This window comes from Marinobacter sp. Hex_13, assembly GCF_001566815.1.
Classification (GTDB): Bacteria; Pseudomonadota; Gammaproteobacteria; order Pseudomonadales; family Oleiphilaceae; genus Marinobacter; species Marinobacter salarius.
Window position 1 is genome coordinate 36,298 of sequence record NZ_LSMM01000030.1, and the last position, 23,683, is coordinate 59,980.

General features: G+C 57.8%; 20 protein-coding genes. 5 read left to right on the forward strand and 15 right to left on the reverse strand.

The features are described 5' to 3' along the window. Positions 1-3 precede the first annotated feature (3 nt). Positions 4-1,005: a glutathione S-transferase family protein gene (locus AXW11_RS07675; protein ID WP_091643436.1), complete on the reverse strand. Its 1,002-nt coding sequence runs from the start codon at positions 1,003-1,005 to the stop codon at positions 4-6. Between the two features lie 278 nt (positions 1,006-1,283). On the opposite strand from AXW11_RS07675, the gene AXW11_RS07680 reads away from it, so the two are divergent. Next, entirely contained in the window at positions 1,284-2,195 is a 912-nt protein-coding gene (locus AXW11_RS07680) for a LysR substrate-binding domain-containing protein (protein WP_091643438.1), read from the forward strand. A gap of 122 nt (positions 2,196-2,317) precedes the next feature. Beyond that, on the forward strand, positions 2,318-3,844 hold the full coding sequence (locus AXW11_RS07685) for a WS/DGAT/MGAT family O-acyltransferase (RefSeq protein ID WP_091643441.1): 1,527 nt from the start codon (positions 2,318-2,320) through the stop codon (positions 3,842-3,844). 49 nt (positions 3,845-3,893) lie between these two features. Here AXW11_RS07685 and AXW11_RS07690 read toward each other — a convergent pair whose 3' ends face one another. Then, a complete protein-coding gene (locus tag AXW11_RS07690) occupies positions 3,894-4,562 on the reverse strand; it encodes a DUF2057 family protein (protein WP_091643444.1) in 669 nt (222 codons plus the stop codon). A 269-nt stretch (positions 4,563-4,831) separates the two neighbouring features. Here AXW11_RS07690 and AXW11_RS07695 point away from each other — a divergent pair, with 269 nt between their 5' ends. Further along, entirely contained in the window at positions 4,832-5,035 is a 204-nt protein-coding gene (locus AXW11_RS07695) for a DUF6316 family protein (protein ID WP_027830997.1), read from the forward strand. A 32-nt stretch (positions 5,036-5,067) separates the two neighbouring features. Here AXW11_RS07695 and AXW11_RS07700 read toward each other — a convergent pair whose 3' ends face one another. The 8 genes from AXW11_RS07700 to glyA form a co-directional block, all read right to left on the reverse strand. Next, positions 5,068-5,595, reverse strand: coding sequence for a phosphatidylglycerophosphatase A family protein (locus AXW11_RS07700; RefSeq protein WP_036203625.1), 528 nt, complete (start codon positions 5,593-5,595; stop codon positions 5,068-5,070). A gap of 3 nt (positions 5,596-5,598) precedes the next feature. Further along, positions 5,599-6,549: a thiamine-phosphate kinase gene (thiL, locus tag AXW11_RS07705; RefSeq protein WP_091643447.1), complete on the reverse strand. Its 951-nt coding sequence runs from the start codon at positions 6,547-6,549 to the stop codon at positions 5,599-5,601. Between the two features lie 3 nt (positions 6,550-6,552). Next, complete coding sequence (gene nusB / locus AXW11_RS07710; RefSeq protein WP_036203620.1) at positions 6,553-7,029, reverse strand: transcription antitermination factor NusB; 477 nt, start codon at positions 7,027-7,029, stop codon at positions 6,553-6,555. After that, positions 7,029-7,505, reverse strand: a complete 477-nt coding sequence (gene ribH, locus AXW11_RS07715; protein ID WP_007155554.1) for a 6,7-dimethyl-8-ribityllumazine synthase — start codon at positions 7,503-7,505, stop codon at positions 7,029-7,031. Before ribH ends, nusB begins: the two co-directional genes overlap by 1 nt. A 54-nt stretch (positions 7,506-7,559) precedes the next feature. Next, positions 7,560-8,675 (reverse strand): bifunctional 3,4-dihydroxy-2-butanone-4-phosphate synthase/GTP cyclohydrolase II, encoded by a 1,116-nt coding sequence (ribBA, locus tag AXW11_RS07720; protein ID WP_007155555.1) that lies wholly within the window; start codon positions 8,673-8,675, stop codon positions 7,560-7,562. Between the two features lie 68 nt (positions 8,676-8,743). Next, on the reverse strand, positions 8,744-9,859 hold the full coding sequence (gene ribD, locus AXW11_RS07725) for a bifunctional diaminohydroxyphosphoribosylaminopyrimidine deaminase/5-amino-6-(5-phosphoribosylamino)uracil reductase RibD (protein ID WP_036203617.1): 1,116 nt from the start codon (positions 9,857-9,859) through the stop codon (positions 8,744-8,746). Beyond that, positions 9,856-10,374 (reverse strand): transcriptional regulator NrdR, encoded by a 519-nt coding sequence (gene nrdR, locus AXW11_RS07730; RefSeq protein WP_007155557.1) that lies wholly within the window; start codon positions 10,372-10,374, stop codon positions 9,856-9,858. Before nrdR ends, ribD begins: the two co-directional genes overlap by 4 nt. Positions 10,375-10,440: 66 nt before the next feature. Further along, on the reverse strand, positions 10,441-11,697 hold the full coding sequence (glyA, locus tag AXW11_RS07735) for a serine hydroxymethyltransferase (protein WP_091643451.1): 1,257 nt from the start codon (positions 11,695-11,697) through the stop codon (positions 10,441-10,443). A gap of 366 nt (positions 11,698-12,063) precedes the next feature. Here glyA and ettA point away from each other — a divergent pair, with 366 nt between their 5' ends. Beyond that, positions 12,064-13,725 carry an energy-dependent translational throttle protein EttA gene (gene ettA, locus AXW11_RS07740; protein ID WP_036203610.1) on the forward strand — a complete coding sequence of 554 codons (1,662 nt, stop codon included), beginning with the start codon at positions 12,064-12,066 and terminating at the stop codon, positions 13,723-13,725. Next, on the forward strand, positions 13,725-15,104 hold the full coding sequence (radA, locus tag AXW11_RS07745; protein ID WP_036203607.1) for a DNA repair protein RadA: 1,380 nt from the start codon (positions 13,725-13,727) through the stop codon (positions 15,102-15,104). Before ettA ends, radA begins: the two co-directional genes overlap by 1 nt. 178 nt (positions 15,105-15,282) lie before the next feature. Here radA and AXW11_RS07750 read toward each other — a convergent pair whose 3' ends face one another. The 5 genes from AXW11_RS07750 to AXW11_RS07770 form a co-directional block, all read right to left on the reverse strand. Beyond that, positions 15,283-15,651, reverse strand: coding sequence for a PilZ domain-containing protein (locus tag AXW11_RS07750; protein WP_036203604.1), 369 nt, complete (start codon positions 15,649-15,651; stop codon positions 15,283-15,285). Between the two features lie 237 nt (positions 15,652-15,888). Next, the gene (gene hemE, locus AXW11_RS07755) at positions 15,889-16,959 is read right to left on the reverse strand and encodes a uroporphyrinogen decarboxylase (RefSeq protein ID WP_091643454.1); all 1,071 of its coding nucleotides are present in this window, start codon (positions 16,957-16,959) and stop codon (positions 15,889-15,891) included. A 121-nt stretch (positions 16,960-17,080) separates the two neighbouring features. Next, positions 17,081-18,499, reverse strand: a complete 1,419-nt coding sequence (locus AXW11_RS07760) for a glutamate synthase small subunit GltD family protein (RefSeq protein ID WP_091643457.1) — start codon at positions 18,497-18,499, stop codon at positions 17,081-17,083. 77 nt (positions 18,500-18,576) lie between these two features. Next, the gene (gltB, locus tag AXW11_RS07765) at positions 18,577-23,025 is read right to left on the reverse strand and encodes a glutamate synthase large subunit (protein ID WP_091643460.1); all 4,449 of its coding nucleotides are present in this window, start codon (positions 23,023-23,025) and stop codon (positions 18,577-18,579) included. Positions 23,026-23,281: 256 nt separating this feature from the next. Further along, the coding region (locus tag AXW11_RS07770; RefSeq protein WP_286792063.1) for an SPOR domain-containing protein at positions 23,282-23,683 on the reverse strand (402 nt) is incomplete at its 5' end.

Below are 23,683 nucleotides of genomic sequence, written 5' to 3' on the forward strand. Positions count from 1 at the left end.
AACCTAGCCCTCAAAATCAGGCCCCAGCGCTTCTCGGTTGTGGGCCGATGTAAAATCCAATCTTGGCCCCTCCGGCACAATCTGTGTCGGATTGATCGTACGCTGACTCACGTAGTAGTGCCGTTTGATCTGCCGTATATCCACCGTATCTGCCACACCGGGTACTTGATAAAGATCCCGGACATAACCGGAAAGTGCCGGAAAATCCGCAACTCGCTGACGATTGCATTTGAAGTGACTGAAATACACTGCGTCGAACCGAATCAACGTGGTAAACAACCGCCAATCCGCCTCAGTCAACCGATTGCCAGCCAGATAACGCTGCCCCGAGAGGCGATCCTCCAACCAATCAAGAGACTCAAACAACGCCCCGTACGCCTCTTCGTATTTATCCTGGGCCGTCGCAAATCCGGCCTTATAAACACCGTTGTTCACCGTGTGATAAACCCGCTCGTTCACCTCATCGATCTCATCGTGAAGTTCTTCCGGGTGAAAGTCCAAGTCACTCCGGACACCATCCAGCCCATCGAATGCCGAGTTAAACATGCGGATAATATCCGCCGATTCATTACTGACAATTGTCTGCTTTTGCTTGTCCCACAGCGTCGGTACCGTCACCCGCCCGGAATAATCGGGCGCCGCTTTCAGATACACCTCGTACATGAAGCGCTTACCATTGGCCGAGTCCCGATGCGCCTCTTCATCTGGCCGGAACTCCCAGCCATTCTCAAGCATATCCGGATGCACAACCGACACCGAGATATGGTTCTCCAGCCCCTTCAGTGCCCGGAAAATCAACGTCCGATGGGCCCAGGGACACGCCATCGACACATACAGGTGATACCGGCCCGACGCCGCCGGAAAACCGCCCTCCCCGGCGGGCCCCGGCGAGCCATCCGCCGTGACCCAGTTCCGGAACCGGGCGGCCTCACGCTCAAACTTGCCGCCGGTTTTCGAGGTGTCGTACCACTGATCATGCCATTTGCCGTCGACGAGAAGTCCCATAACCCTATACTCCTGAACCTTATGTTTTGAGAAGGCGGCTGCGATAGTTTGTGATCGCGTCAGGGATGGGTTGTAAAAACCGTGCATTGCCAAGGATGGCAATGCCGAGCCCCCAGGGATGGGTTTACGGCGTGTTTTTACGACCCATCCATGGCGTGATCTGACTCCGAGCCTTCAAATTTCTGAATAAGCCTTAAATCTTTAACAGGAAGAATACCGGCCACCCTGCTACGCTCTCAAACAATCAATTCTGGCCAACACATTCAGATAATTCGAACATGCACACAGCCATCACCATAGACGCCCTCAAAGTCCTCGATGCCATCGACCGCAAAGGCAGCTTTGCCGGCGCCGCCAACGAACTCTTCCGCGTCCCTTCGGCAATCAGCTACACCGTCCAGAAGCTCGAAGAAGACCTCAACGTCGCCATCTTCGACCGCACCGGCCACCGAGCAGCCCTTACCCCAGCCGGGCGCTATCTGCTGGAAGAGGGCCGCACCCTGCTGGAAGCTGCTGAAAACCTGGCCCACACCACCCGCCAGGTGGCCCAGGGCTGGGAAACCCGACTGCGAATCGGATTCAACTCCCTGCTACCGGCCGAGTGCCTGTTTCCCGCCGTAAAAGAGTTTTACGAACTCGGCGTGCCGGTGGAAGTGCAATTGGTGGAAGAAGTCTTCGCCGGCTCCTGGGATGCGCTGCAAAGCCGACGAATTGATCTGGTTGTGGGCGCCGATCAGGTGAGTAAACCTGCAGGCTCTTTCACCACAAAACCGTTGGGAAACATGACGTTCGTCTACGCAGTAGCACCGGACCACCCTCTGACAAGGGCCTCTCAGCCATTAAAGGAGGAGGATATTGCTCGCTTCCCCGCTGCAGTAGCTGCAGATACTTCCCGCTCCTTGCCCCCCGGCCACGCCGGCATATTCCGCCGCCAGCGAACCGTGACCGTTGCCAATATCGACCAGAAGATCGCCGTGCAAGAAACCGGCCTTGCCGTCGGTTGGCTCCCGGAAGCACGGGTGCGAAATCAACTGGCGAATGGCCGTTTGATAGCACTCAAAGTCCACGAACCCAGGCAGGCTATCCAGCTTCACCTGGCCCGCCACGCCGAGGACCAGGGCAAGGCTCTGATGTGGTTCTGGGAAAAGCTGGGAGACTCTCCAGACATTGCTGCCTGGCTGCAGCCCTGAATGACCGCCTCAAAATAGTCCTGACTTCACAACACAGGCCTCCGGGGCAAAACGGCCAACAGAATAGTGGCGCAGTCGTTTATACTGCCCCCACGCAAGAACCTGTGAACGGAGCTCAAACCATGCGGCAGCTGTCGGAGCTGGATGCCTCATTCCTGTATCTGGAGTCGGAAACCGCCCCCATGCACATTGGCGGCATCTATCTTTTTGATGCCCGAGAACGCGACAAACCTCTGGCCTTCAGCACCTTTGTCGCCTATCTGCGAAGCCGGCTTCACGTGGTCCCCCTCTTCCGCCAGCGCCTGAAGGAAATACCCTTGCGGCTGGGGCGCCCCTACTGGATTGACGATCCAGACTTCAGTATCGAGCGGCACCTGGCTTATGTGAACCTCGGCAACCACGGCAAAGTCGACAGCCTGATGGGGCTGGCCTCGCGAATTCTGGAAGAACCGCTCAAACGGGATCGCCCGTTATGGCACATCACGTTCGTCGACGGATTCCAACTCGACGACGATGCAGACAGCAAGAGTTTCGCGCTCATCGTAAAACTGCATCATGCCGCCATTGATGCGTTCAGTGGCGAGGAAATCATTGGCAAACTTCTGGAATATTCACCGAAGGCGAGAGCGATAGAAACACCGCGACCCTGGTACCCACAGCCGGAACCGTCCGAAGAAAGGGTCATTCTCCAGACCGGTGCAAATCTGCTACGCAAACCCTTGCAAATGACGTCCCTCGCCATAAGTGCGGCCGAAGCCACTGCTCGCGGGCTTATACAAAAGCAGATGCGAAAGCTGCCGTTGCCGTTCCCCCTGTTTTCCGCACCTCACAGCCCGTTTAACCGCCAGATTACCGCCAACCGCAAGATCGTTTCCGCCAGCCTGGACCTGTCCAGGCTCAAGGCCATCAAGGCAACACTCGGTGATGTAACCCTGAACGACGTCGTCCTCGGCCTATGCGCTGAAACCTTAAGTCGATACCTGGACAAGAGCAATGCCACAACGGAACGCTCTCTGGTAGCGATGACACCCATTTCCGTGCGTTCAAGCAGCCTTCGCAAGGCCACCGGCAACCAGATGTCCGCCATGTTACTGGACCTGGCCACCACCGAGCCCAATCCCGCCGAACGAATTCGGCGGATACACTGGAATGCGGTGGAATCCGAACCCTACCGTGAAGCCATTGCGGCAGACAGGCTGACAGAGCTCCTGCCCTCCACCATGCTCGCACTCTCCGCAAGACTGTATTCCGAACTGCAGATTGCGCAACGATACCAGCCGGTATTCAACCTCCCGATCACCAACGTACCCGGGCCACAAGTGCCGCTGTACTTACAAGGTTCACGGTTGGTGCGGCAGTTCAACTCCGCCCCCCTGTTCGACAGCATGGGATTGGTGATTGTTGCAGTGAGCTATCAGGGCAGTCTGACGATCAATTTCACCCTGTGCCCCGACGTAGTGGCTGACGGCGACTCACTGCCGGAACTGCTTGAAAACAGCCTGAAATCAATCGAATCGGCGGCTGAGACTTTGCCGCCGTATGAAGAAGACACGCGCGAATACCCCGACAGTCACCCGACTCTGACTGACGAGGCACTAAACGTCATGGAAGGTGCTCTGCGGAAAACGTTCAGGCGATTTCGCAACTGAACGGCAATGGCGAGCGGCAGGCGGAGCCGCCGCCCGTCAGGATTGCGGGTTACTCGAAGGCCCAACGCAGGAACGCCCGTCGCTCTTCCTCATTGGCCTGACCCCAAAGCGACTTGAGCTCACCCAGAGTACCCATTGAGTCGGCGCTTTCTCCTTCGCCACCAGAGCCGACCGGCGCCCTTGCAGCAGTTCGAGTGCCGGCAGGTTGGCCATCCCAGGCGCTGGCGGTGGCTACAACATTACCGGACCCATCAACCACATCAGCAGTGAAATTATTGGCGAAAGCCTCGGCATCGCTCTTGTTGGCGGGAGGCTCGAAACTGAAACGGTAGGTATCACCCGCTTGCGCATTGATCATCACTGCCTGGGGCGCTGTTTCAACAACGTGCACTTTGGATTCGCCATTGCGGACCACGCCGCTCTTGGCCCAGATGGTCTTATAGGTAAACACAACCTGATTTTCGCCCGGTAAAAGCTCGTAGTTCAGGGCCAAGTCATCCATTAGAAAGTTACCGAGTTTGCGACCATTCACCTGCTGCACCCGGATTTCACCCGGGGACTCGAGGACGGCGGCCTGCGAGGAATCCACGGCGCCCCCCTCCCAGGTTTGGACGTTGCTCATGGTAGAGCTGCATCCCGCAAGCAAAACCATGGCAACAAGGGCCATTGCACTGAATCGTACTTTCTTGAAAAAGACTAAAACGTGATAGATACTCATGCTATATCCTTGTGCTGTTCGCCAGTTTTCACCGGCGGATAATCACTTGTGGTTGAAAGGCATTTTGAAGAGTGGCCGAGCCAAGGGCAAGACATGCAGCCTGTTTACAGTAACCCGATGACACTCCGGTTACGGGGAAGGCATCAAGTCTACCCAAAAAATGTAAAAAAATGTTGAATTCGGCAGGAATTGATTTAATTTTAAACAGTCATAGAATTGAAATAGCGCCCACACGTGTCACAAATGCACTGAAGGGCTCAGGAGACAACATGGATACCCAACGTCGGTCCGGAGAAAACGGCCCCGCACCGTTCCGAAGCAGTCGGTTCTTCTGCGTCGGGAGCAAGTGGTATTTCACCACCCGGGAGGGCTTCGACAGCGGTCCTTTTGCCTCCCGGCAACGCGCAGAAACTGGCCTCAGGCGTTTCCTGCATGTAGTGCGACTTCTTCCGGAAGAGCAACAGGTCCACTGATAGGGACTTGTCCTCCAGTCTCATAACGATGCTCAGACAATGATCGGCATCAACCACCGGTCAATGGCGAGCAGGCACAGTAACGCCATGAAACCCGCCACGACATCGTCCACCATGATACCCAGCCCGCCCGGCAAGTACTCATCCAACCAACTAATCGGCCAGGGTTTGAGCACATCGAAAAGCCGAAATAACGTGAAGGCCATCAGAATGCCGTAAATGTTGTCCGGGATGAGTCCCAGCGCGATCCACATGCCCACAAACTCGTCCCAAACGATCCCCCCATGATCGTGGACCTTGAGATCGGCTGCCGTCTTGCCACACAACCAGATCCCAATCACGAAGGCCAGCAGGACAATTCCCCAGTAAGCCACGGGTGGCAACCAGGCAAAACAGAACCAGGCGGGAATCGCTGCCAGACTGCCCCAGGTACCAGGCGCCCTGGCCGCTGTACCGCTGCCAAACCCAAACGCCAACAGGTGGACCGGATTACGGAGAAACCCTGGCGGCAGCAGTGCTTCAGTGAGCTCGGGTTCCTGGAGGTTATCGTCGCTGCTCATGAATCAGTTCCTGAAATGGTCGTATCCTCCCGCTGACAGGCTCTCGATATGATCACCCCAGTCAATGGTTACACCCTCCCCGGCAACGACCTCGCCAATAACGGTCAACTCCCGCCGGACATCCTCGGGGAGACTAGCCCAAACCTGCGGAGGCAAGGTAACGCATAACTCGTAATCGTCCCCGGCGTTCAACGCCAGGCCGGCAGCAGACTGACCCACAAGGCGCTTCAGATGTTGCGACAGTGGCAGCCGACTCGCATCGATACTGCCTGCAACTCCAGAGGCCTCGAGGATATGTCCCAGGTCTGCCACCAGACCGTCAGATACATCCACCGCTGCAGTGGCGTGCCCCCGAAGAGCCCTGCCAAGCACAAGCCTGGGCTCTGGAAAGTGGTACCTTCGCAGGACCGCCTGCACGTCCGGCCCGGGATCATTATTCTCAAGGTGATCCAATGCCGCTCCTGCCTCTCCCAGCATACCGGAAACACAAATGTAATCTCCCACCTGGGCTCCAGACCTCAAGATGGCCCCACCTTTCGGTACCGTACCGTGAACCTGCACGCTCAGGGTCAGTGGGCCACGCGTGGTGTCGCCGCCAGCCAGTGACAGCCCAAAGCGTCTGGCCGCACTTGCCAATCCGTAGGCATAGGCGCTCAGCCAGTCTGGATCAGCATCGGGAAGGGTCAACGCGAGGGTAAAACACACCGGATCGGCCCCCATGGCGGCGAGATCACTCGCAGCCACGGCAAGGCTTCGCCAGCCCAGCTTTTCAGGATCGTAGTGGTGGGGAAAATGCACGCCCTCGACCAGGGCGTCCACCGAAAAGACCAGGTCCAGGCCTGGCTCAACACGCTGAATGGCGCAGTCGTCACCGGGGCCCAGCAGAACCGAAGAGGCATTTCCGACCTCGGCGATGGGGAAGAAATAACGGCGGATCAGCTCGAATTCACCCATCACTTAGCGGGGACGAGTCTCAGCCAGTCGCAGTCGGTGACTGAGCTTGTCCAGAAGGCTGTTGACGAACTTATGACCTTCGGTGCCACCAAACCTCTTGGCCATCTCGATGCCTTCGTTGATCACCACCTTGTATGGAACGTCCAGGCGATGTTTGAGCTCGTACGCGCCCAGGCGTACGATCGCCAGCTCAATGGCATCCACCTCATGGATCGGGCGATCGAGGAATGGCTCCAGTAGACGGTCTAACTCAGCCTGCTCCCGGTGAACCCCCCGGAGGAGATCGCGGAAATAGGCCGCATCTACCTTCGACATGTCGTTGTCGACGATGAATTCGGATTCGATATCGGTGATCGAGCTCTTGCTGAAGTGGCGCTGGTAAAGGCCTTGCATCGCAAGAGCCCGGGCTCTGCGTCTATCGCCTGCCTTAGGTTGGCCCGCGGGGGCCGGTTGCGCGGCACTGTCTTCCGATGCGCTCATTATTCACCCAGCTTTTTGAAGAGGCTGACCATTTCCAGGGCCGTAATCGCCGCTTCGGCGCCTTTGTTACCGGCTTTGGTACCGGCCCGCTCGATTGCCTGCTCGATGGAATCGACCGTTAACACGCCGAACGTCACCGGCACATCCGTTTCGAGACTAACCGCACCCAGACCGCTGGAGGCTTCGCCTGCCACATAGTCGAAATGTGGTGTACCACCCCGAATAACCGCACCCAGCGCAACAATCGCATCGTGGTTGCCGGTTTCCGCCACACGCTTGACCGCAAGCGGCATCTCATAGGCGCCGGGAACCCGTACAATCGTGATATCGGAATCGGCGATACCGTGACGACGCAGGGTATCAACCGCACCCTCCACCAGGCTCTCAACCACAAAACCGTTGAAACGACCGACAACCAGTGCGTATTTACCGCTGCAGTGAGTGAAATCGCCTTCTATTACTTTAATGTCTGCCATGCATGGCTCCTTCTTGGCAGCCCCGCCGTTACGATACGGGCCTGCCGGGGTTCATTATTCGGGTGTGTAGGGCACGTATTCCACAACTTCCAGCTCAAATCCGGAAATGGCAGAAAACTTGATGGGCGGGCTCAGCAGGCGCATTTTGCCAACACCGAGATCCCTCAGAATCTGCGAGCCGGTACCAACGGTAAAATAGACACCGGAGCTGCCCTTACCCGCGGATTTTTTATCCTGCTCGAAAAATTCGTGGATACGATCTTCAAGATTGTAGCTGTCTTCGGCGCTATTGAGCAGGACAACGACGCCGCGACCTTCACTCGCCACCTTCTCCAGAGCATGATGCAATGGCCAGCTACGGGAATCGGCGCGGCGGGCACCGAGCAGGTCACGCAGAGTATCGGTGATGTGCACACGCACCAGCACCGGGTCCTCGGCCGCGATATCCCCCATCACCATGGCCAGATGGGTGGAACCCTGGATATTGTCGCGATAGGTGCGTAAGTTGAATACACCGTACTCGGTATCCAGATCGTACTGCTCAACGCACTCAATGGTGCGCTCGTTCAATGTCCGATAGTGGATCAGATCCGCAATCGTGCCGATCTTCAGGTCGTGAGTTTCGGCAAATTTTTCCAGATCTTCACGGCGGGCCATGGACCCATCGTCGTTCATGATTTCGCAGATCACGCCGGCAGGCTCGCAGCCGGCGAGGGCTGCCAGATCACAGGATGCTTCGGTATGGCCGGCTCGGCTGAGCACCCCGCCCGGGTCCGACATCAGCGGAAAAATATGGCCTGGCTGAACCAGGTCAGACGCTTTTGCATCGCGGGCAACAGCAGCCTGGACAGTTCGCGCACGGTCGGCGGCAGAGATACCCGTCGTTACGCCTTCAGTCGCTTCAATGGAAAGGGTGAACTTGGTGCCAAAACCCGATGCATTCTGCTGCACCATCAACGGCAGGCCAAGCTGTTCGCAACGATGGCGCGTCATCGGCATGCAAATCAGCCCACGACCGAAGCGGGCCATGAAGTTGATAGCCTCTGGCGTACAGTGCTCTGCGGCCATCACCAGGTCACCTTCGTTTTCCCGGTCCTCATCGTCCATCAGGATAACCATCTTGCCCTGACGGATATCGTCGATAATGTCTTTAATGCTATTCAGTGCCATACCGTATTTGCATCCTGTTGGTCTGTCCGCCCGAGTGTCGGTGCCGGCAGCCATGAATTTAGTAACCGTTACCCCGGCGCGAGGATCAATCGCTGGTCCTCGCCCAGCTGACGGCGATCCAGCACTTTCCATTGCACCTTATCCGCCATGGATTCCAGTGGCAGATTGGCCGTGGGCCGGCCAGTGCTGCCCAGGAACACCGGCGCCTGGTAGAGCCATAGCTCATCTACCAGACGCTCGCTGATAAATGTACCGGCCAGCGTTGGACCAGCTTCCACCAACAATTCGTTGATGCCCAACTCCCCCAGTGAGTCGAGCAACTCGCGAACATCAATTCCATTATCCTTCCAGGCCACACCCGTCAGGCCCACGCCCAACGCGGCAAGGTCCTGTGCCGGCGCGGTTGCCAGTGTTGGGGAGGCGCAATACACCTGGACATTGCCACCCTGCAGGATCGTAGCGCCCGGGGGCGTACGCGCGTCCCGGTCCGCGATCACGCGCAGGGGCTGGCGGGACGGCTCCGTGGCGTCACCAATGTCACCCAATTCAGTCCGACGAACGGTCAGTGAAGGATTGTCAGCGAGAACCGTCCCCACCCCTGTCAGAATGGCATCGCTGATGGCCCTGAGACGCTGGACATCGCGGCGGGACTCCGAGCCGGTAATCCACTGACTTTCGCCGGAGGCCATGGCCGTCCTGCCGTCAAGGCTCGCAGCCATTTTAAGCCGGACATAGGGCCTGCCAACGTTCATTCGCTTCATAAAGCCGGGATTCAATCGCACGGCCTCTTCCGCCAGTAGGCCTTCCGTTACACGAATGCCTGCCTCACGGAGCATATCCAGGCCGCGACCGGATACCGAGGGATTGGGATCCTTGGTCGCCGCAAACACATGGGCGATGCCCGCTTCTATCAGCGCTTTGGCACAAGGCGGTGTACGGCCAAAATGACTGCAGGGCTCCAGCGTGACATAGGCCGTTGCGCCACGGGCATCCGGCCCAGCCAGGCTGAGTGCACGCGCTTCTGCGTGAGCCTCGCCCGCTCGCTCATGCCAGCCTTCGCCCAAAATCTTGCTGCCTCGGGCGATGACGCACCCCACCCGCGGGTTGGGATGCGTCGAATAACGACCACGCCAGGCAAGCTGCACCGCCCGTGCCATAAACGCCGTGTCCTGAGCGTCGATCATGCCTGCCCTTCGGAAGAATGGTTATCCGCCAGGGCCTTGGCTACATCCACCGGGTCTTCGCCCGAGGTCGCTGAAAGGCGCTCGATCTCTTCCTTGAACTCGTTGACGTCCTGAAAGCTGCGGTACACAGACGCGAAGCGCACGTAGGCCACTTTGTCCAATTGACGCAACTCCGTCATCACTTCTTCACCGAGTTGCATGGACTTGACCTCGCGCTCGCCGGTCGCCCGCAACCGGAATCGGATGCGATTCAGCGCCGCCTCAATTTCCTCGATGCTCACCGGGCGCTTCTCCAGGGCTTTCATCAGGCCAGCCCGGAGTTTTTCCTCATCGAAAGGCTGACGGGTGCCGTCCTGCTTGACCACTCGAGGCATCACAAGCTCAGCCGACTCGAACGTTGTAAAACGCTCACGGCAGGACAGGCACTCCCTGCGGCGACGCACCTGATCACCCTCGGCCACCAGCCGGGAGTCGATTACCTTGGTATCCGCTTCACCACAGAAAGGACAATGCATACTCAGAAGCTCCTGCAAACCATCGGGCCAGGCAACAAGGCCTGCCCGAGGGCGCAATCAGGCTATTTAGCCGGCGTAAACCGGGAACCGCGAACACAGGCCTTCAACCTGCTCACGAACCCGGTCATTAGCGGATTCATCTTCCAGGCTATCCAGGATATCGCACATCCAGCCAGCCAGATCGCGACACTCGGACTCTCCGAAACCACGAGTGGTCACCGCGGGCGTACCGATGCGCAGGCCGGAGGTGACGAACGGCGAACGCGGATCGTTAGGTACTGCGTTCTTGTTCACGGTGATGTGCGCTCGGCCCAGGGCTGCGTCTGCATCCTTACCGGTGATGTCCTGCTTGATCAGGCTGACCAGGAACAGGTGATTCTCTGTACCACCGGAAATCACATCGAATCCGCGGGACACAAACACCTCAGCCATGGCCTTGGCATTCTTGATCACCTGTTTCTGATACACCTTGAACTCGTCGCTCATGGCTTCCTTGAAACAAATCGCCTTGGCAGCAATAACGTGCATCAAGGGGCCGCCCTGGCCGCCAGGGAATACAGCGGAGTTAAGCTTTTTCTGCAAGTCGGCATCGTCACAGGCCAGGATCAAACCACCACGGGGGCCACGCAGGGTCTTATGGGTAGTCGTCGCAACCACGTGGGCATGAGGTACCGGGTCTGGATAAACACCAGCAGCCACAAGACCTGCCACGTGGGCCATGTCCACAAACAGATAGGCGCCAACCTTATCGGCAATCGCGCGGAACCGGGCAAAGTCCAGCTCCTGGGAGTAGGCTGAGAAACCGGCGATGATCATCTTGGGTTTGTGCTCAACGGCAAGGCTTTCCACCTCATCGTAATCGATCAGCCCCGTGTCCGGGTTCAGGCCATACTGGACGGCGTTGTAGATCTTGCCGGAGAAGTTGACGCTGGCACCATGGGTCAGGTGCCCACCGTGGGCCAGGCTCATGCCCAGAACCGTATCACCCGGCTTGAGCAGCGCCATGAATACGGCAGAGTTGGCCTGTGAGCCGGAATGCGGCTGCACATTGGCGTAGGCAGCACCAAACAATTCTTTGGCCCGGCTGATGGCCAGGTCCTCGGCGATGTCGACAAACTCACAGCCGCCGTAATAACGTTTGCCGGGATAGCCTTCGGCATACTTGTTGGTCAGCGCACTACCCTGGGCTTCCATCACCCGGGGGCTGGTATAGTTCTCAGACGCGATCAGCTCGATATGAGCCTCCTGGCGTTTCTCTTCCGCCTGAATGGCGTTCCAGAGCTCGTCGTCAAAACCGGCGATTTTCATATCACGATTAAACATGGATGCGCTGCCCCTATGTGCTTAGCTGCCCGAAAAAATGGGCCGCTATTCTATCTTACAAATGGGTAAAAAATCACCCTTTATGCCGTCCGCAGATACCGACACGCCGCCGCCTGCGCTTTTTGCTCAATTGCTATCCCCGGTTGGTTTCGATACCTTACTCGGTCAATATTCATTGGTTGCGGCTACTAGCTATTGGCGTTACGGCCATCGGTCAGGGCGATCCGGGATACGCTGTGAATACGTCCCTGTACGCTCGACAAAATCATCCTTGATTTTGACGATCCCGGATCGCCCTGACCGACGGACTTAGTCAGACATCATCAGTAATTCCGACACTTACACTCGCAAGAAGGATTCCGACACATGGCGCAATACGTATACACCATGAACCGCGTGGGCAAGGTGGTTCCGCCCAAGCGTGAAATCCTCAAAGACATTTCCCTGAGCTTTTTCCCAGGCGCGAAAATCGGCGTACTGGGCCTGAACGGCGCTGGTAAATCTACTTTGCTACGTATTATGGCCGGTATCGACCAGGATTACATTGGTGAGGCCCGCCCCCAACCCGGCATCAACGTCGGCTACCTGCCCCAGGAACCGGAACTGGACGACGCCAAGACCGTCAAGGAAATCGTCGATGAGGCGGTCTCGGGCGTCCATGACGCACTGGCGGAGCTGGATCAGGTCTATGCCGCCTATGCCGAGCCGGATGCCGACTTTGATGCCCTCGCCAAGAAACAGGGCGAACTGGAAGCCTTTATACAGGCTTCCGACGGCCACGATATTGAGCGCAAGATGGAAGTGGCGGCCGATGCCCTTCGCCTGCCGGCCTGGGACGCCATGGTAAAAAACCTCTCCGGCGGTGAGCGCCGCCGCGTGGCGCTGTGCCGTCTGCTGCTGTCCAGCCCGGACATGCTGTTGCTGGACGAGCCCACCAACCATCTGGATGCCGAATCTGTAGCCTGGTTGGAACGCTTCCTGCACGACTACACCGGCACCGTGGTTGCCATCACCCACGACCGCTACTTCCTGGACAACGTGGCCGGCTGGATTCTGGAACTGGACCGCGGCCAGGGCATTCCGTTTGAGGGCAATTACAGCCAGTGGCTGGAAAACAAGGAAAAGCGCCTGGAAGTTGAAGCCAAACAGGAAGCGTCTCGCCAGAAGACCATCAAACACGAGCTGGAATGGGTGCGCAGTAACGCCAAGGGCCGCCAGTCCAAGAGCAAGGCCCGCCTGGCCCGCTTCGAGGAAATGAGCTCCCAGGAATTCCAGAAGCGCAACGAAACCAACGAACTATACATCCCACCAGGCCCTCGCCTGGGTGACAAGGTGATTGAGATCGATGGCATCAGCAAGTCCTTCGATGACCGCCTGCTCTACGAAGACGTCTCGCTCAGTGTGCCCCCGGGTGCGATCGTTGGCATCATCGGTGGCAACGGCGCGGGCAAGTCCACGCTGTTCCGGATGATCGGCGACTACGACAAGCCCGATTCCGGCACCATCACAGTCGGTGAAACCGTAAAACTGGCCTACGTGGACCAGATGCGGGACCTGAACGGCGACAACACCGTCTGGGAAGAGCTCAGCGACGGCAACGATATTATCAAGATCGGTAACTACGAAACCCCGTCGCGAGCCTATGTAGGTCGTTTCAACTTCAAGGGCTCCGACCAGCAGAAGCGTGTGGCCGACTTGTCGGGCGGTGAACGCAACCGCCTGCACCTGGCGAAACTGCTCAAGGAAGGTGGCAACGTGCTGCTGTTGGACGAACCGACCAACGATCTCGACGTGGAAACCCTGCGTGCCCTGGAGGAAGCCCTGCTCAACTTCCCAGGCTCCGCTTTGGTGATCTCGCACGACCGCTGGTTCCTGGACCGTGTGGCCACTCACATCCTGGCGTTTGAGGACGATGGTGAAGTGGTCTACTTCGAAGGCAACTTCAGCGAATACGATGAGGATCACAAGAAGCGGAAGGGCGACTCTGCCATGGTGCCTCAGCGCATGAAGTATAAGAAGCTGGCCTGATGGCAAAAGCAAAAACCGCCTATGTCTGCTCCGAATGCGGCGCAGATTATTCAAAGTGGCAGGGGCAATGCACCGCCTGCCAGGCCTGGAATACGATCAGCGAGGTCCGCGGCATCAGTGGCGGCAACGCCAAGGGTGCCCGCGGCGCCCGCTTTGAGGGCTTTGCGGGCAGTCTCTCAGAGGTAAAAAGCCTTGACGACGTCAGCCTTGCCGAACAGCCGCGCATCAGCTCCGGCATGCAGGAGTTTGACCGCGTTCTGGGCGGCGGGCTTGTGGAAGGTTCCGCCATCCTGATGGGCGGCCATCCTGGCGCTGGCAAGAGCACCCTCTTGCTTCAGGCGGTCTGCCACCTGGCGTCCAGCGTTCCAGCCCTGTACGTCACAGGCGAGGAATCGCTGCAACAGGTCGCCATGCGCGCCAAGCGCCTGGGGCTGCCCACCAAAGACCTGAAGATGCTCTCGGAAACGAGTGTCGAGCGGGTCATGCAGGTTGCCGAGGCTGAAAAGCCGCGCATTCTGGTGGTGGACAGCATCCAGGTTATGCATGTCGCCGAGTCGGAATCCGCTCCAGGCAGTGTCTCCCAGGTTCGCGAAAGCGCAGCTTACCTGACCCGCTTTGCCAAACAGACCGGCACCATTCTATTCCTGGTGGGCCACGTTACCAAGGATGGCAGCCTGGCTGGGCCGAAAGTACTGGAGCATATGATCGACTGCTCCATCCTGCTGGAAGGCTCCAGCGATAGCCGTTACCGCACCCTGAGGGGCATCAAGAACCGCTTTGGCGCGGTTAACGAACTGGGCGTGTTTGCGATGCTGGAACAGGGCCTGAAGGAAGTGAAGAACCCCAGTGCCATCTTCCTGAACCGCGGCGAGGAGGCAGCTCCCGGCAGCGTGGTGATGGTGGTCTGGGAAGGCACTCGGCCTATGCTGGTGGAGATTCAGGCGCTGGTGGATATGGCCCAGGGGGGATATCCGAGACGCGTTGCTGTGGGCCTGGATCAGAACCGGCTGGCGATGCTGCTGGCGGTGCTGCATCGCCATGGTGGCATGCATGTGTCGGATCAGGATGTGTTTGTGAATGTGGTGGGCGGCGTGAAGGTTAACGAGACCAGTGCGGATTTGGCGCTGCTTGCGGCCATCGTGTCGTCCTTCCGCGACCGTGCCCTGCCCCAGGATCTGGTGATCTTCGGTGAGGTTGGCCTTTCTGGTGAGATTCGGCCGGTGCCCAGTGGCCAAGAGCGCATTTACGAAGCTGCCAAGCATGGGTTTACCCGCGCTTTGGTGCCTAAGTCTAATGCGCCTCGTAAGGCTATTGAGGGGATGAAGGTTATTCCCGTGACCAAGCTTAGTGATGCGTTGTCGGCTTTGGAGGAGCTTTGAGACTTGGTTTCTAGCCTGGTTTTTTGGTGCCGGGCAGGATTGGAAGGGCCTTTCCAAAAAACGCTTCAAGCACATCCATGTGCGCTTGGGCTCCGCCATCCATGGCTCCGCACATTTTTGGAAAGGCCCTTCCAATCCTGCCTACCAGCTTCGCAGTTACCTCCGGAAATCCCTAGCCTCAATCAATCAGATGTGCAAACTCCCTCTCCAATAACGCTTGGTCCCCCAGATTCAGTTCCACCAGGCGTTTTAGGTGGGTCGCACTTTCAAGATCGATATATTGGCATTTGAACCCCAACCGCTCTTCCTCAATGTGCCGTAACTCCACCGCCATCACGATCCCGGTTTCGTGATCGTCGAGATGGATGATCACTTCGCAAGGCTGCTTCAGCGGAACCCTCCACTCCAACGGCCGCTTTACCAGCACGCCCTTCAGTGAAATATCCAGCACTTCACTCACCCACACTTCGTCCTGCCAATGCAGTTCGCATTCGGCATCGAAGGAGATTCTGTGGAAGCGGCGTTTTTCGGGGGCTTTGGTTGGCAAGGGTTACTCCTATTGACCGGTCTCGTCTGTTATGACTATAGACCGCACAGAAGCTTCTATCTAGCGCTAACACCAAACAGAGGCTCTGCGGAGCGTTAACGCAGAAGTCGGACAGAGGGCGGTTGTTGGGGCTTTCCAAAACCGTGGAGCGCCAGGGATGGCGCGACCGAGCCCTACATGGACGTATTTACGGGCGTGTTCTGGAAAGCCCCAATAACCGCCCGCTACTCCCAACCATCAGTTTTGCAGGTGATACTCCGGACTCAGCTCAGTCACCGCACGGATAAACGCCCCGGCGTGCTCCGGATCAACGTCCGGGGTAATGCCGTGCCCGAGGTTGAAGATATGGCCCGGGCCGGTGCCGTAGCGGGACAGGATATCGGCCACTTCCTGGCGAATCCGCTCCGGCGGCGCGTAAAGCATGGCCGGATCCATGTTGCCCTGCAGGGCAACCTGATCGCCAATGCGAGCACGGGCTTTGCCGATATCCGTTGTCCAGTCCAGACCGACCGCGTCAGCACCGGATTCCGCTATCGACTCCAGCCACTGGCCGCCATTCTTTGTGAACAGGATAACGGGTACGCGACGCCCGTCGTTCTCTCGAATCAGGCCGGCGACGATTTTTTTCATGTAGTTGAGGGAAAACTCCTGATACGCCCAACTACTCAGCACGCCGCCCCAGGTATCGAAGATCTGGACCGCCTGGGCGCCGGCTCGAATCTGTCCGTTCAGGTAATCAATCACAGAATCCGCCAAATGGTCCAGCAACTGATGCATCACCTCCGGCTGGCCGTACATCAGCTTCTTGGCCTCGCGGAAGTCCTTGGAGGAACCACCTTCAATCATGTACGTGGCAAGCGTCCAGGGACTGCCAGAGAAGCCGATCAGCGGAACGCTGCCATTAAGTGCGCCACGGATGGTGGACACGGCATTCATCACGTAATCCAGGTCTACTTCCGCATTGATTTTGGGCAACGCGGCTACGTCGGCAGCGGAGCGGACAGTGTTACGGAATTTCGGGCCCTCGCCAGTTTCGAAGTACAGGCCAAGCCCCAGCGCATCAGGAATGGTGAGGATGTCTGAAAACAGGATGGCAGCGTCCAGCGGGAACCGCTCCAACGGCTGTAACGTCACTTCACAGGCCAGCGGTGTGTTTTTGCACAGACTGAGAAAGTCTCCGGCTTTGGCCCGAGTCGCGCGGTATTCCGGCAGGTATCGACCTGCCTGGCGCATCATCCACACTGGCGTGCGATCAACGGGCTGACGCATCAGCGCACGCAGGAAACGGTCATTTTTCAGCTCGGTCATAGCATTCCCAGTCTGCTGTCTGTCAAAGTTTAGAAGGGCAATGATACCCGGTTTGTGGCAATAAAAAAGGGCAGCCCGCCATCAGCGAGCTGCCCTCTGATCCAGATGAAACCTGGGGCTGTCAGATATCCAGGTAATCCATGATACCTTCCGCCGCCTGGCGACCCTCCCAGATAGCCGTTACGACCAGATCCGAACCACGGACCATATCGCCACCGGCAAATATCTTGGGATTGCTGGTCTGGAAGCCGAACTCCACTTCCTCCGGAGCGCTGACACGGCCAGAGTCGTCGGTGTTTACCTTCAACTCGTCAAACCAGTCGGCCGGGCTCGGACGGAATCCGAAGGCCACCAGAACTGCATCGGCCGGAATCACTTCCTCACTGCCAGCGACCACTTCCGGACGACGACGGCCGTTTTCGTCGGGCTCGCCGAGGCGAGTCTGAACCACCTTGACTCCCTCAACCCGGTCTTCGCCAATAATGGCGATCGGTTGACGGTTGAACATGAACTTAACGCCCTCTTCCTTGGCGTTGGACACTTCCCGACGTGAACCCGGCATGTTCTGTTCGTCACGGCGATAGGCACAGGTAACACTCGCTGCCTGTTGACGAATCGAGGTGCGGTTACAGTCCATGGCGGTATCGCCGCCACCGAGTACGACCACTCGCTTGCCTTTCATGTCGATGAAATCGTCGGCGTCTTTCTCGAACCCAAGACGACGATTCACGTTTGAGACCAGGAACGGCAGTGCATCATGAACGCCTGGCAGATCCTCGCCCGGGAAACCGCCTTTCATGTAGGTGTAGGTGCCCATGCCCATGAAGACAGCGTCGTACTCCTCGAGAATGTCGGCCATCATCACATCCTTGCCCACCTCTGTGGACAGGCGGAAATCCACGCCCATTTCCTCGAACACCTTGCGGCGACGGGTCATGACCGACTTCTCAAGCTTGAACTCGGGAATCCCGAAGGTCAGCAGGCCGCCAATTTCCGGGTATATATCAAACACCACCGGTTTTACACCGTTGCGCACCAGAACGTCGGCACAGCCAAGGCCAGCCGGGCCGGCACCGATCACGGCCACTTTTTTGTCGGTCCATTTGACGGCAGACATATCCGGCTTCCAGCCCAGAGCAAAGGCCGTATCGGTAATGTACTTTTCCACCGACCCGATGGTTACCGCACCATAGCCATCGTTCAGGGTACAGGCCCCTTCACACAGCCGATCCTGGGGGCAAACGCGACCACAGACTTCCGGCAGGGAGTTGGTCTGGTGACAGAGCTCAACTGCCCTCATGATGTTGCCTTCCGACACAAGCTTCAGCCAGTTCGGGATGTAGTTGTGTACCGGGCACTTCCACTCACAATACGGATTGCCGCACTCCAGGCAACGATGCGACTGCGACGCGGCATTATCCTGGGTGAATTGGTGATAGATTTCACCAAACTCTTTTTTGCGCTTCTTTGCCGGTACTTTTTTCGGGTCGACACGCCCTACTTCGACAAACTGGAAGTCGTTACTCAGTCGTTCTTTCATTGTGACGCTCTCATCAGACTCAATTTCGACGCGGGCACTGCCTCTCCAGCAATGCCCTCTACCTGTTTCAACCGCCTTTACTCTGGACGTGCCCGGGTGCTGGCCAGCAGGCTGCGAAGGTTCGCCGCCTTGGGTTTGACCAGCCAGAAGCGGCCAATGTAGTCATCGAAATTGTCAAGAATATGCTCTGCCCACTCGCTCGCGGTTTCAGAAATGTGCTCGCGGACCACACCGCGCAGGTGATTACGGTAGGACTCCATTTCCTCGCTGGATATCCGCTGAATCTCGACCAGTTCATGGTTGTACTTGTCCACAAAGGTGTTGTTCAAGTCCAGCACATAGGCAAAACCGCCCGTCATGCCGGCACCAAAGTTATGACCAGTGCTGCCAAGAACCGTGATCAGGCCGCCTGTCATGTATTCACAGCAGTGATCGCCCACGCCTTCTACCACTGCATGGGCGCCGGAGTTACGAACACCAAAGCGCTCACCGGCGGTGCCAGCGGCAAACAGTTTGCCACCGGTTGCACCATAGAGGCAGGTGTTACCGACAATCGAGGTATCCTGGGTTTTAAAGTCACTGCCGGATGGCGGCCGGATCACCAGCTTGCCGCCGGTCATGCCTTTGCCGACATAGTCGTTGGCATCGCCTTCCAGAAGCAGGTTGAGACCGCCCACGTTCCAGACACCGAAGCTCTGGCCGGCAGTGCCAGTCAGATCCAGAGTGATGGGCGCCGAGACCATGCCCTGGTTACCGTGCAACTGGGCAATCTCTCCCGACAGGCGAGCGCCAATCGACCGGTCACAGTTGGTGACCTTATAAGACCAGGTACCGCCAGACTTGCCGGCTATCGCATCCGCAGTGTCCTTCACCATCTGCTCGGCAAGCTTGCCTTCGTCAAACGGATGATTGCGCTCAACCTGACAGGTGTTGGGCTTGTCCGCCGGGATATGGTCGTTCGATAACAGACGCGTCAGATCCAGCTTCTTCTGGCGTGGGGTGTCGCCGGGCAGACGCTCCAGCAGATCAACACGCCCTACCAGCTCCTCCAGGTTGCGGACGCCCAGCTTGGCCATCCACTCCCGGGTCTCGGTCGCAACGAACCGGAAGAAGTTCATCGCCATTTCAACCGTGCCCTTGAAGTGTTCCTCCCGCAGGTGCTCGTTCTGGGTCGCGACGCCGGTGGCACAGTTGTTCAGATGACAGATACGCAGGTACTTACAACCCAGGGCAACCATTGGTGTGGTGCCGAACCCGAAGCTTTCGGCGCCCAGAATAGCGCCCTTGACCACATCCAGGCCGGTCTTGATACCGCCATCGGTCTGCAGGCGGATCTTGCCCCGCAGGTCGTTGGCGCGCAGCGCCTGCTGGGTTTCACTCAGGCCCAGTTCCCAGGGCGAACCGGCGTAACGGATCGAGGTCAACGGGCTAGCCGCTGTACCACCGTCGTAGCCGGAAACCGTAATCAGGTCCGCGTAGGCTTTCGCCACACCGGCAGCGATGGTGCCTACCCCAGGCTCCGATACCAGTTTCACGGAAACCAGCGCACTTGGATTGACTTGCTTGAGATCGAAGATCAACTGCGCGAGATCCTCGATCGAATAGATATCGTGGTGCGGTGGCGGCGAGATCAGCGTCACGCCGGGCACTGAATAGCGCAGGCGGGCAATCAGGTCATTGACCTTTCCACCGGGTAGCTGACCTCCCTCACCGGGCTTGGCACCCTGGGCCACCTTGATCTGCATGACATCGGCACTGCGCAGGTATTCTGCGGTGACGCCGAAGCGGCCAGAAGCCACCTGCTTGATCTTGGAACGTTTCTCCGTGCCATAACGGGCTGGATCTTCGCCCCCCTCTCCGGAGTTTGATCGGCCACCCAGAGTGTTCATGGCCACTGCCAGGGCTTCGTGTGCCTCAGGGGACAACGCACCCAGGGACATGGCCGCCGAGTCGAAGCGCGGGAAGATATTCTCCACCGGCTCTACCTCGGACAGATCAATCGCCTTGATGTCCTTGCGGAACCCCAGAAGATCCCTAAGCGTGGACACCGGGCGCTCGTTAACCAGCCCGGCATACTCCATGTACTCCCCGTAATCACCACTGGTCACGGCTTCCTGGAGCTTACCCACCACATCCGGGTTGAATGCGTGGTACTCCTGGCCGTGGACATACTTCAACAGGCCGCCCTGGCTGATAGGCTTGCGATGCTTCCAGGCCACACCCGCCAGCTGTTCCTGATCCTGCTGGAAATCAAAGAAACCGGCGCCCTGGATACGGCTGGGAACACCTTTGAAACACAGATCCACTACGTCGTCCGCCAATCCGATCGCCTCAAACAACTGCGCGCCCCGGTAGGAGGTGATGGTGGAAATCCCCATCTTGGAAAGGATCTTCAGCAGGCCCTTGTTGACGCCCTTGCGATAGTTATTCTTCGCATCAATGGGGTCCATCATCAGTTCGCCAGTGCGAATCAGGTCGTTAAGCACCTGGTACGCCAGGTACGGATAGACCGCCGTAGCACCAAAACCAAACAACACAGCAAACTGGTGCGGATCGCGGGCCCAACCGGTTTCAACCAGGATGTTGGAGTCACACCGGAGGCCTTTCTTGACCAGGTGATGGTGAACGGCGCCGGTTGCCATCATGGCGTTGACCGGCAGCTCACCTTCTTTCAGATCCTTGTCGGTCAGGATCAGGATGACCTTGCCACTGCGGACTGCCTGCTCAGCCTCGTCGCACACGTTACGCACAGCCTGCTCAAGCCCCAACTCCGGGCTGTAGCTCATGTTGATTCGAGCAACTTCGAATCCGGGCCGATCATTGTTGGCAATTTTCAGGTACTTGGCCGGCGAAAGCACCGGTGTTGTAAGGATGATCCGGTTGGCGTGCTCGGGCGTTTCCTCGAACACGTTACGTTCCGCGCCGATGCACGTTTCCAGGGACATCACGATGGACTCCCGGAGCGGATCGATGGCCGGATTGGTCACCTGGGCAAATTTCTGACGGAAGTAGTCAGCCACATGCCGGACACGGCTCGAAAGCACGGCCATGGGCGTATCGTCCCCCATCGACCCTACTGCTTCCTGACTGTTTTCAGCCAATGGACGCAGCACCTGATCACGCTCCTCGTAGGAAATCATGAACATCTTCTGGTGTATGTGGAGCTCGTCGGACTGCATCAGTTTGAAGTCAGGTGTGTCCTGATTCAGCGTGGTTTCAACCCGCAGGGAGTTCTCCCGCAGCCAGCGCTTGTAGGGCTGGGCCGACTTCAGGCGATTATCCACGTCTTTCGTATGCAGGACTTCGCCGGACTCGGTATCAATAGCAAGCATTTGCCCCGGACCCACACGTCCCTTGGCCACCACGTCTTCGGGCTTATAGTCATAGGTGCCGATCTCGGACGCCAGGGTAATGAAGTCGTCTTTGGTGATTACCCAGCGAGCCGGGCGAAGTCCGTTCCGATCCAGCATACAGACGGCATAGCGACCGTCGGAGAGAACCAGGCCAGCTGGCCCATCCCACGGCTCCATATGCATGGAGTTGTACTCATAGAATGCCCGCAACTCGGAATCCATGGTATCCACATTCTGCCAGGCAGGCGGGATCATCATTCTCACGGCACGGAACAGGTCAACACCACCGGCCAGCAGCACTTCCAGCATATTGTCCATGCTGGAAGAATCTGAGCCCGTCAGGTTAACCAGCGGCTGCAGCGTCTGTAGGTCCGGCAGTTCCGGTGCGCTGAATTTGGCGGCACGGGCAATTGCCCAGTTACGGTTGCCGTCAACGGTATTGATCTCCCCATTGTGGGCGAGATAGCGGAAAGGCTGCGCCAGCGGCCAACGCGGCATGGTGTTGGTGGAAAAGCGCTGGTGGAAGACACAGATAGCGGTCTGCAGATCCGGATCACCCAGGTCCTTGTAGAAGTTCGCCAGGTCCGCAGGCATCATCAGGCCCTTGTAGGCCAAGGTGCGGTGAGACAGGCTACAGATATAGAATTCGGAGTCATCGGCCATGTCCCGCTCAGCGTGGCGACGGCCAACAAACAGCGCGATGGCGAATTCCTGCTCGGTTTTACCGGCGGGAACCACAAACACCTGCTCAATCCAGGGCAAACAGTCGAGCGCCATCGGCCCAAGGCAACTGTCGTCCGTAGGCACCTTCCGCCAACCCATGATTTCCAGGCCCTGCTCTGCCAGGCGCTTTTCCACGGCAGCACGGCCGGCAGCCGCCTTGTTCTCATCCGGATTAAGGAATACCTGGCCCACAGCGAACAGCTCTTCAGGCTCTCTGCCAAATTCCGCTTTGGCGGCCTTGCGCAAAAAGGCATCCGGGCTCTGGATCAGGAGGCCACAACCATCGCCGGTCTTTCCGTCTGCAGCGATACCACCACGGTGGGTCATGCAGGTCAGTGACTCGATGGCAGTTTGCAACAACTTGTGGCTGGCCTCGCCCTTCATATGGGCGATCAGACCGAAGCCGCAGTTGTCCCTGAATTCGTCGGGATGATACAAACCTGTCATCATAAGCGTTCTCTCGCGTAGAAATGCTTTTCAATCAAAGGGTTATTGGTAAACAGACAATAAACTCACCCTTCGACACTGAAAATGGGGGCTGACTATTTTACACGCGTAGAAATACGTACTCAAACCAAAGCGTTTTTATTTTAGGGGGCAAGCACGTTCAATACGCGTACTGCGTTAGACAGCACACACCATGAAACAAAGGCTCAGGTTATTGTTTTTATAGAATAAAATACGAAAAAAAGGCAGGCACCGACAATCAGAAATCGCGTGATTGCCTGATCCAGGGAGACTGGTCCCGCAGGGCCTGGGGGAGACGCTCAACGGCTTTTCGGGCCTCATCACGCGAGGAAAACTCGCCGTAGAAGCCAACAAACCAGTCCTGCCCCTGCCTCTGGGTATAGGTATAGAGTATACCGGAAACGGACGCGTACCGATCCATCAGATTCAGCACCGTTTGTTCCTGGTTCCCGGCAATCAATTGAACTGTCCAGCCTTCACGCGCCCTTACGCTCTCAAGATCCATAAATGCAGATGGACGGGAGGGAGAGAAACCGGGCTCTGGCTCTGGCTCTGGCTCTGGCTCTGGCTCTGGCTCTGGCTCTGGCTCTGGCTCTGGCTCTGGCTCTGGCTCTGGCTCTGGCTCTGGCTCTGGCTCTGG

What these genes read in the sequence shown, in the direction of transcription:
- ribH (WP_007155554.1), bottom strand. Translation starts at nt 7,505, where the DNA reads ATGGCAGACATTAAAGTAATAGAAGGCGATTTCACTCACTGCAGCGGT.
- gltB (WP_091643460.1), bottom strand. Translation starts at nt 23,025, where the DNA reads ATGATGACAGGTTTGTATCATCCCGACGAATTCAGGGACAACTGCGGC.
- ettA (WP_036203610.1), top strand. Translation starts at nt 12,064, where the DNA reads ATGGCGCAATACGTATACACCATGAACCGCGTGGGCAAGGTGGTTCCG.
- AXW11_RS07700 (WP_036203625.1), bottom strand. Translation starts at nt 5,595, where the DNA reads ATGAGCAGCGACGATAACCTCCAGGAACCCGAGCTCACTGAAGCACTG.
- AXW11_RS07760 (WP_091643457.1), bottom strand. Translation starts at nt 18,499, where the DNA reads ATGAAAGAACGACTGAGTAACGACTTCCAGTTTGTCGAAGTAGGGCGT.
- nusB (WP_036203620.1), bottom strand. Translation starts at nt 7,029, where the DNA reads ATGAGCGCATCGGAAGACAGTGCCGCGCAACCGGCCCCCGCGGGCCAA.
- AXW11_RS07685 (WP_091643441.1), top strand. Translation starts at nt 2,318, where the DNA reads ATGCGGCAGCTGTCGGAGCTGGATGCCTCATTCCTGTATCTGGAGTCG.
- ribD (WP_036203617.1), bottom strand. Translation starts at nt 9,859, where the DNA reads ATGATCGACGCTCAGGACACGGCGTTTATGGCACGGGCGGTGCAGCTT.
- AXW11_RS07695 (WP_027830997.1), top strand. Translation starts at nt 4,832, where the DNA reads ATGGATACCCAACGTCGGTCCGGAGAAAACGGCCCCGCACCGTTCCGA.
- hemE (WP_091643454.1), bottom strand. Translation starts at nt 16,959, where the DNA reads ATGACCGAGCTGAAAAATGACCGTTTCCTGCGTGCGCTGATGCGTCAG.
- glyA (WP_091643451.1), bottom strand. Translation starts at nt 11,697, where the DNA reads ATGTTTAATCGTGATATGAAAATCGCCGGTTTTGACGACGAGCTCTGG.
- nrdR (WP_007155557.1), bottom strand. Translation starts at nt 10,374, where the DNA reads ATGCATTGTCCTTTCTGTGGTGAAGCGGATACCAAGGTAATCGACTCC.
- ribBA (WP_007155555.1), bottom strand. Translation starts at nt 8,675, where the DNA reads ATGGCACTGAATAGCATTAAAGACATTATCGACGATATCCGTCAGGGC.
- AXW11_RS07690 (WP_091643444.1), bottom strand. Translation starts at nt 4,562, where the DNA reads ATGAGTATCTATCACGTTTTAGTCTTTTTCAAGAAAGTACGATTCAGT.
- thiL (WP_091643447.1), bottom strand. Translation starts at nt 6,549, where the DNA reads ATGGGTGAATTCGAGCTGATCCGCCGTTATTTCTTCCCCATCGCCGAG.
- AXW11_RS07680 (WP_091643438.1), top strand. Translation starts at nt 1,284, where the DNA reads ATGCACACAGCCATCACCATAGACGCCCTCAAAGTCCTCGATGCCATC.
- AXW11_RS07675 (WP_091643436.1), bottom strand. Translation starts at nt 1,005, where the DNA reads ATGGGACTTCTCGTCGACGGCAAATGGCATGATCAGTGGTACGACACC.
- radA (WP_036203607.1), top strand. Translation starts at nt 13,725, where the DNA reads ATGGCAAAAGCAAAAACCGCCTATGTCTGCTCCGAATGCGGCGCAGAT.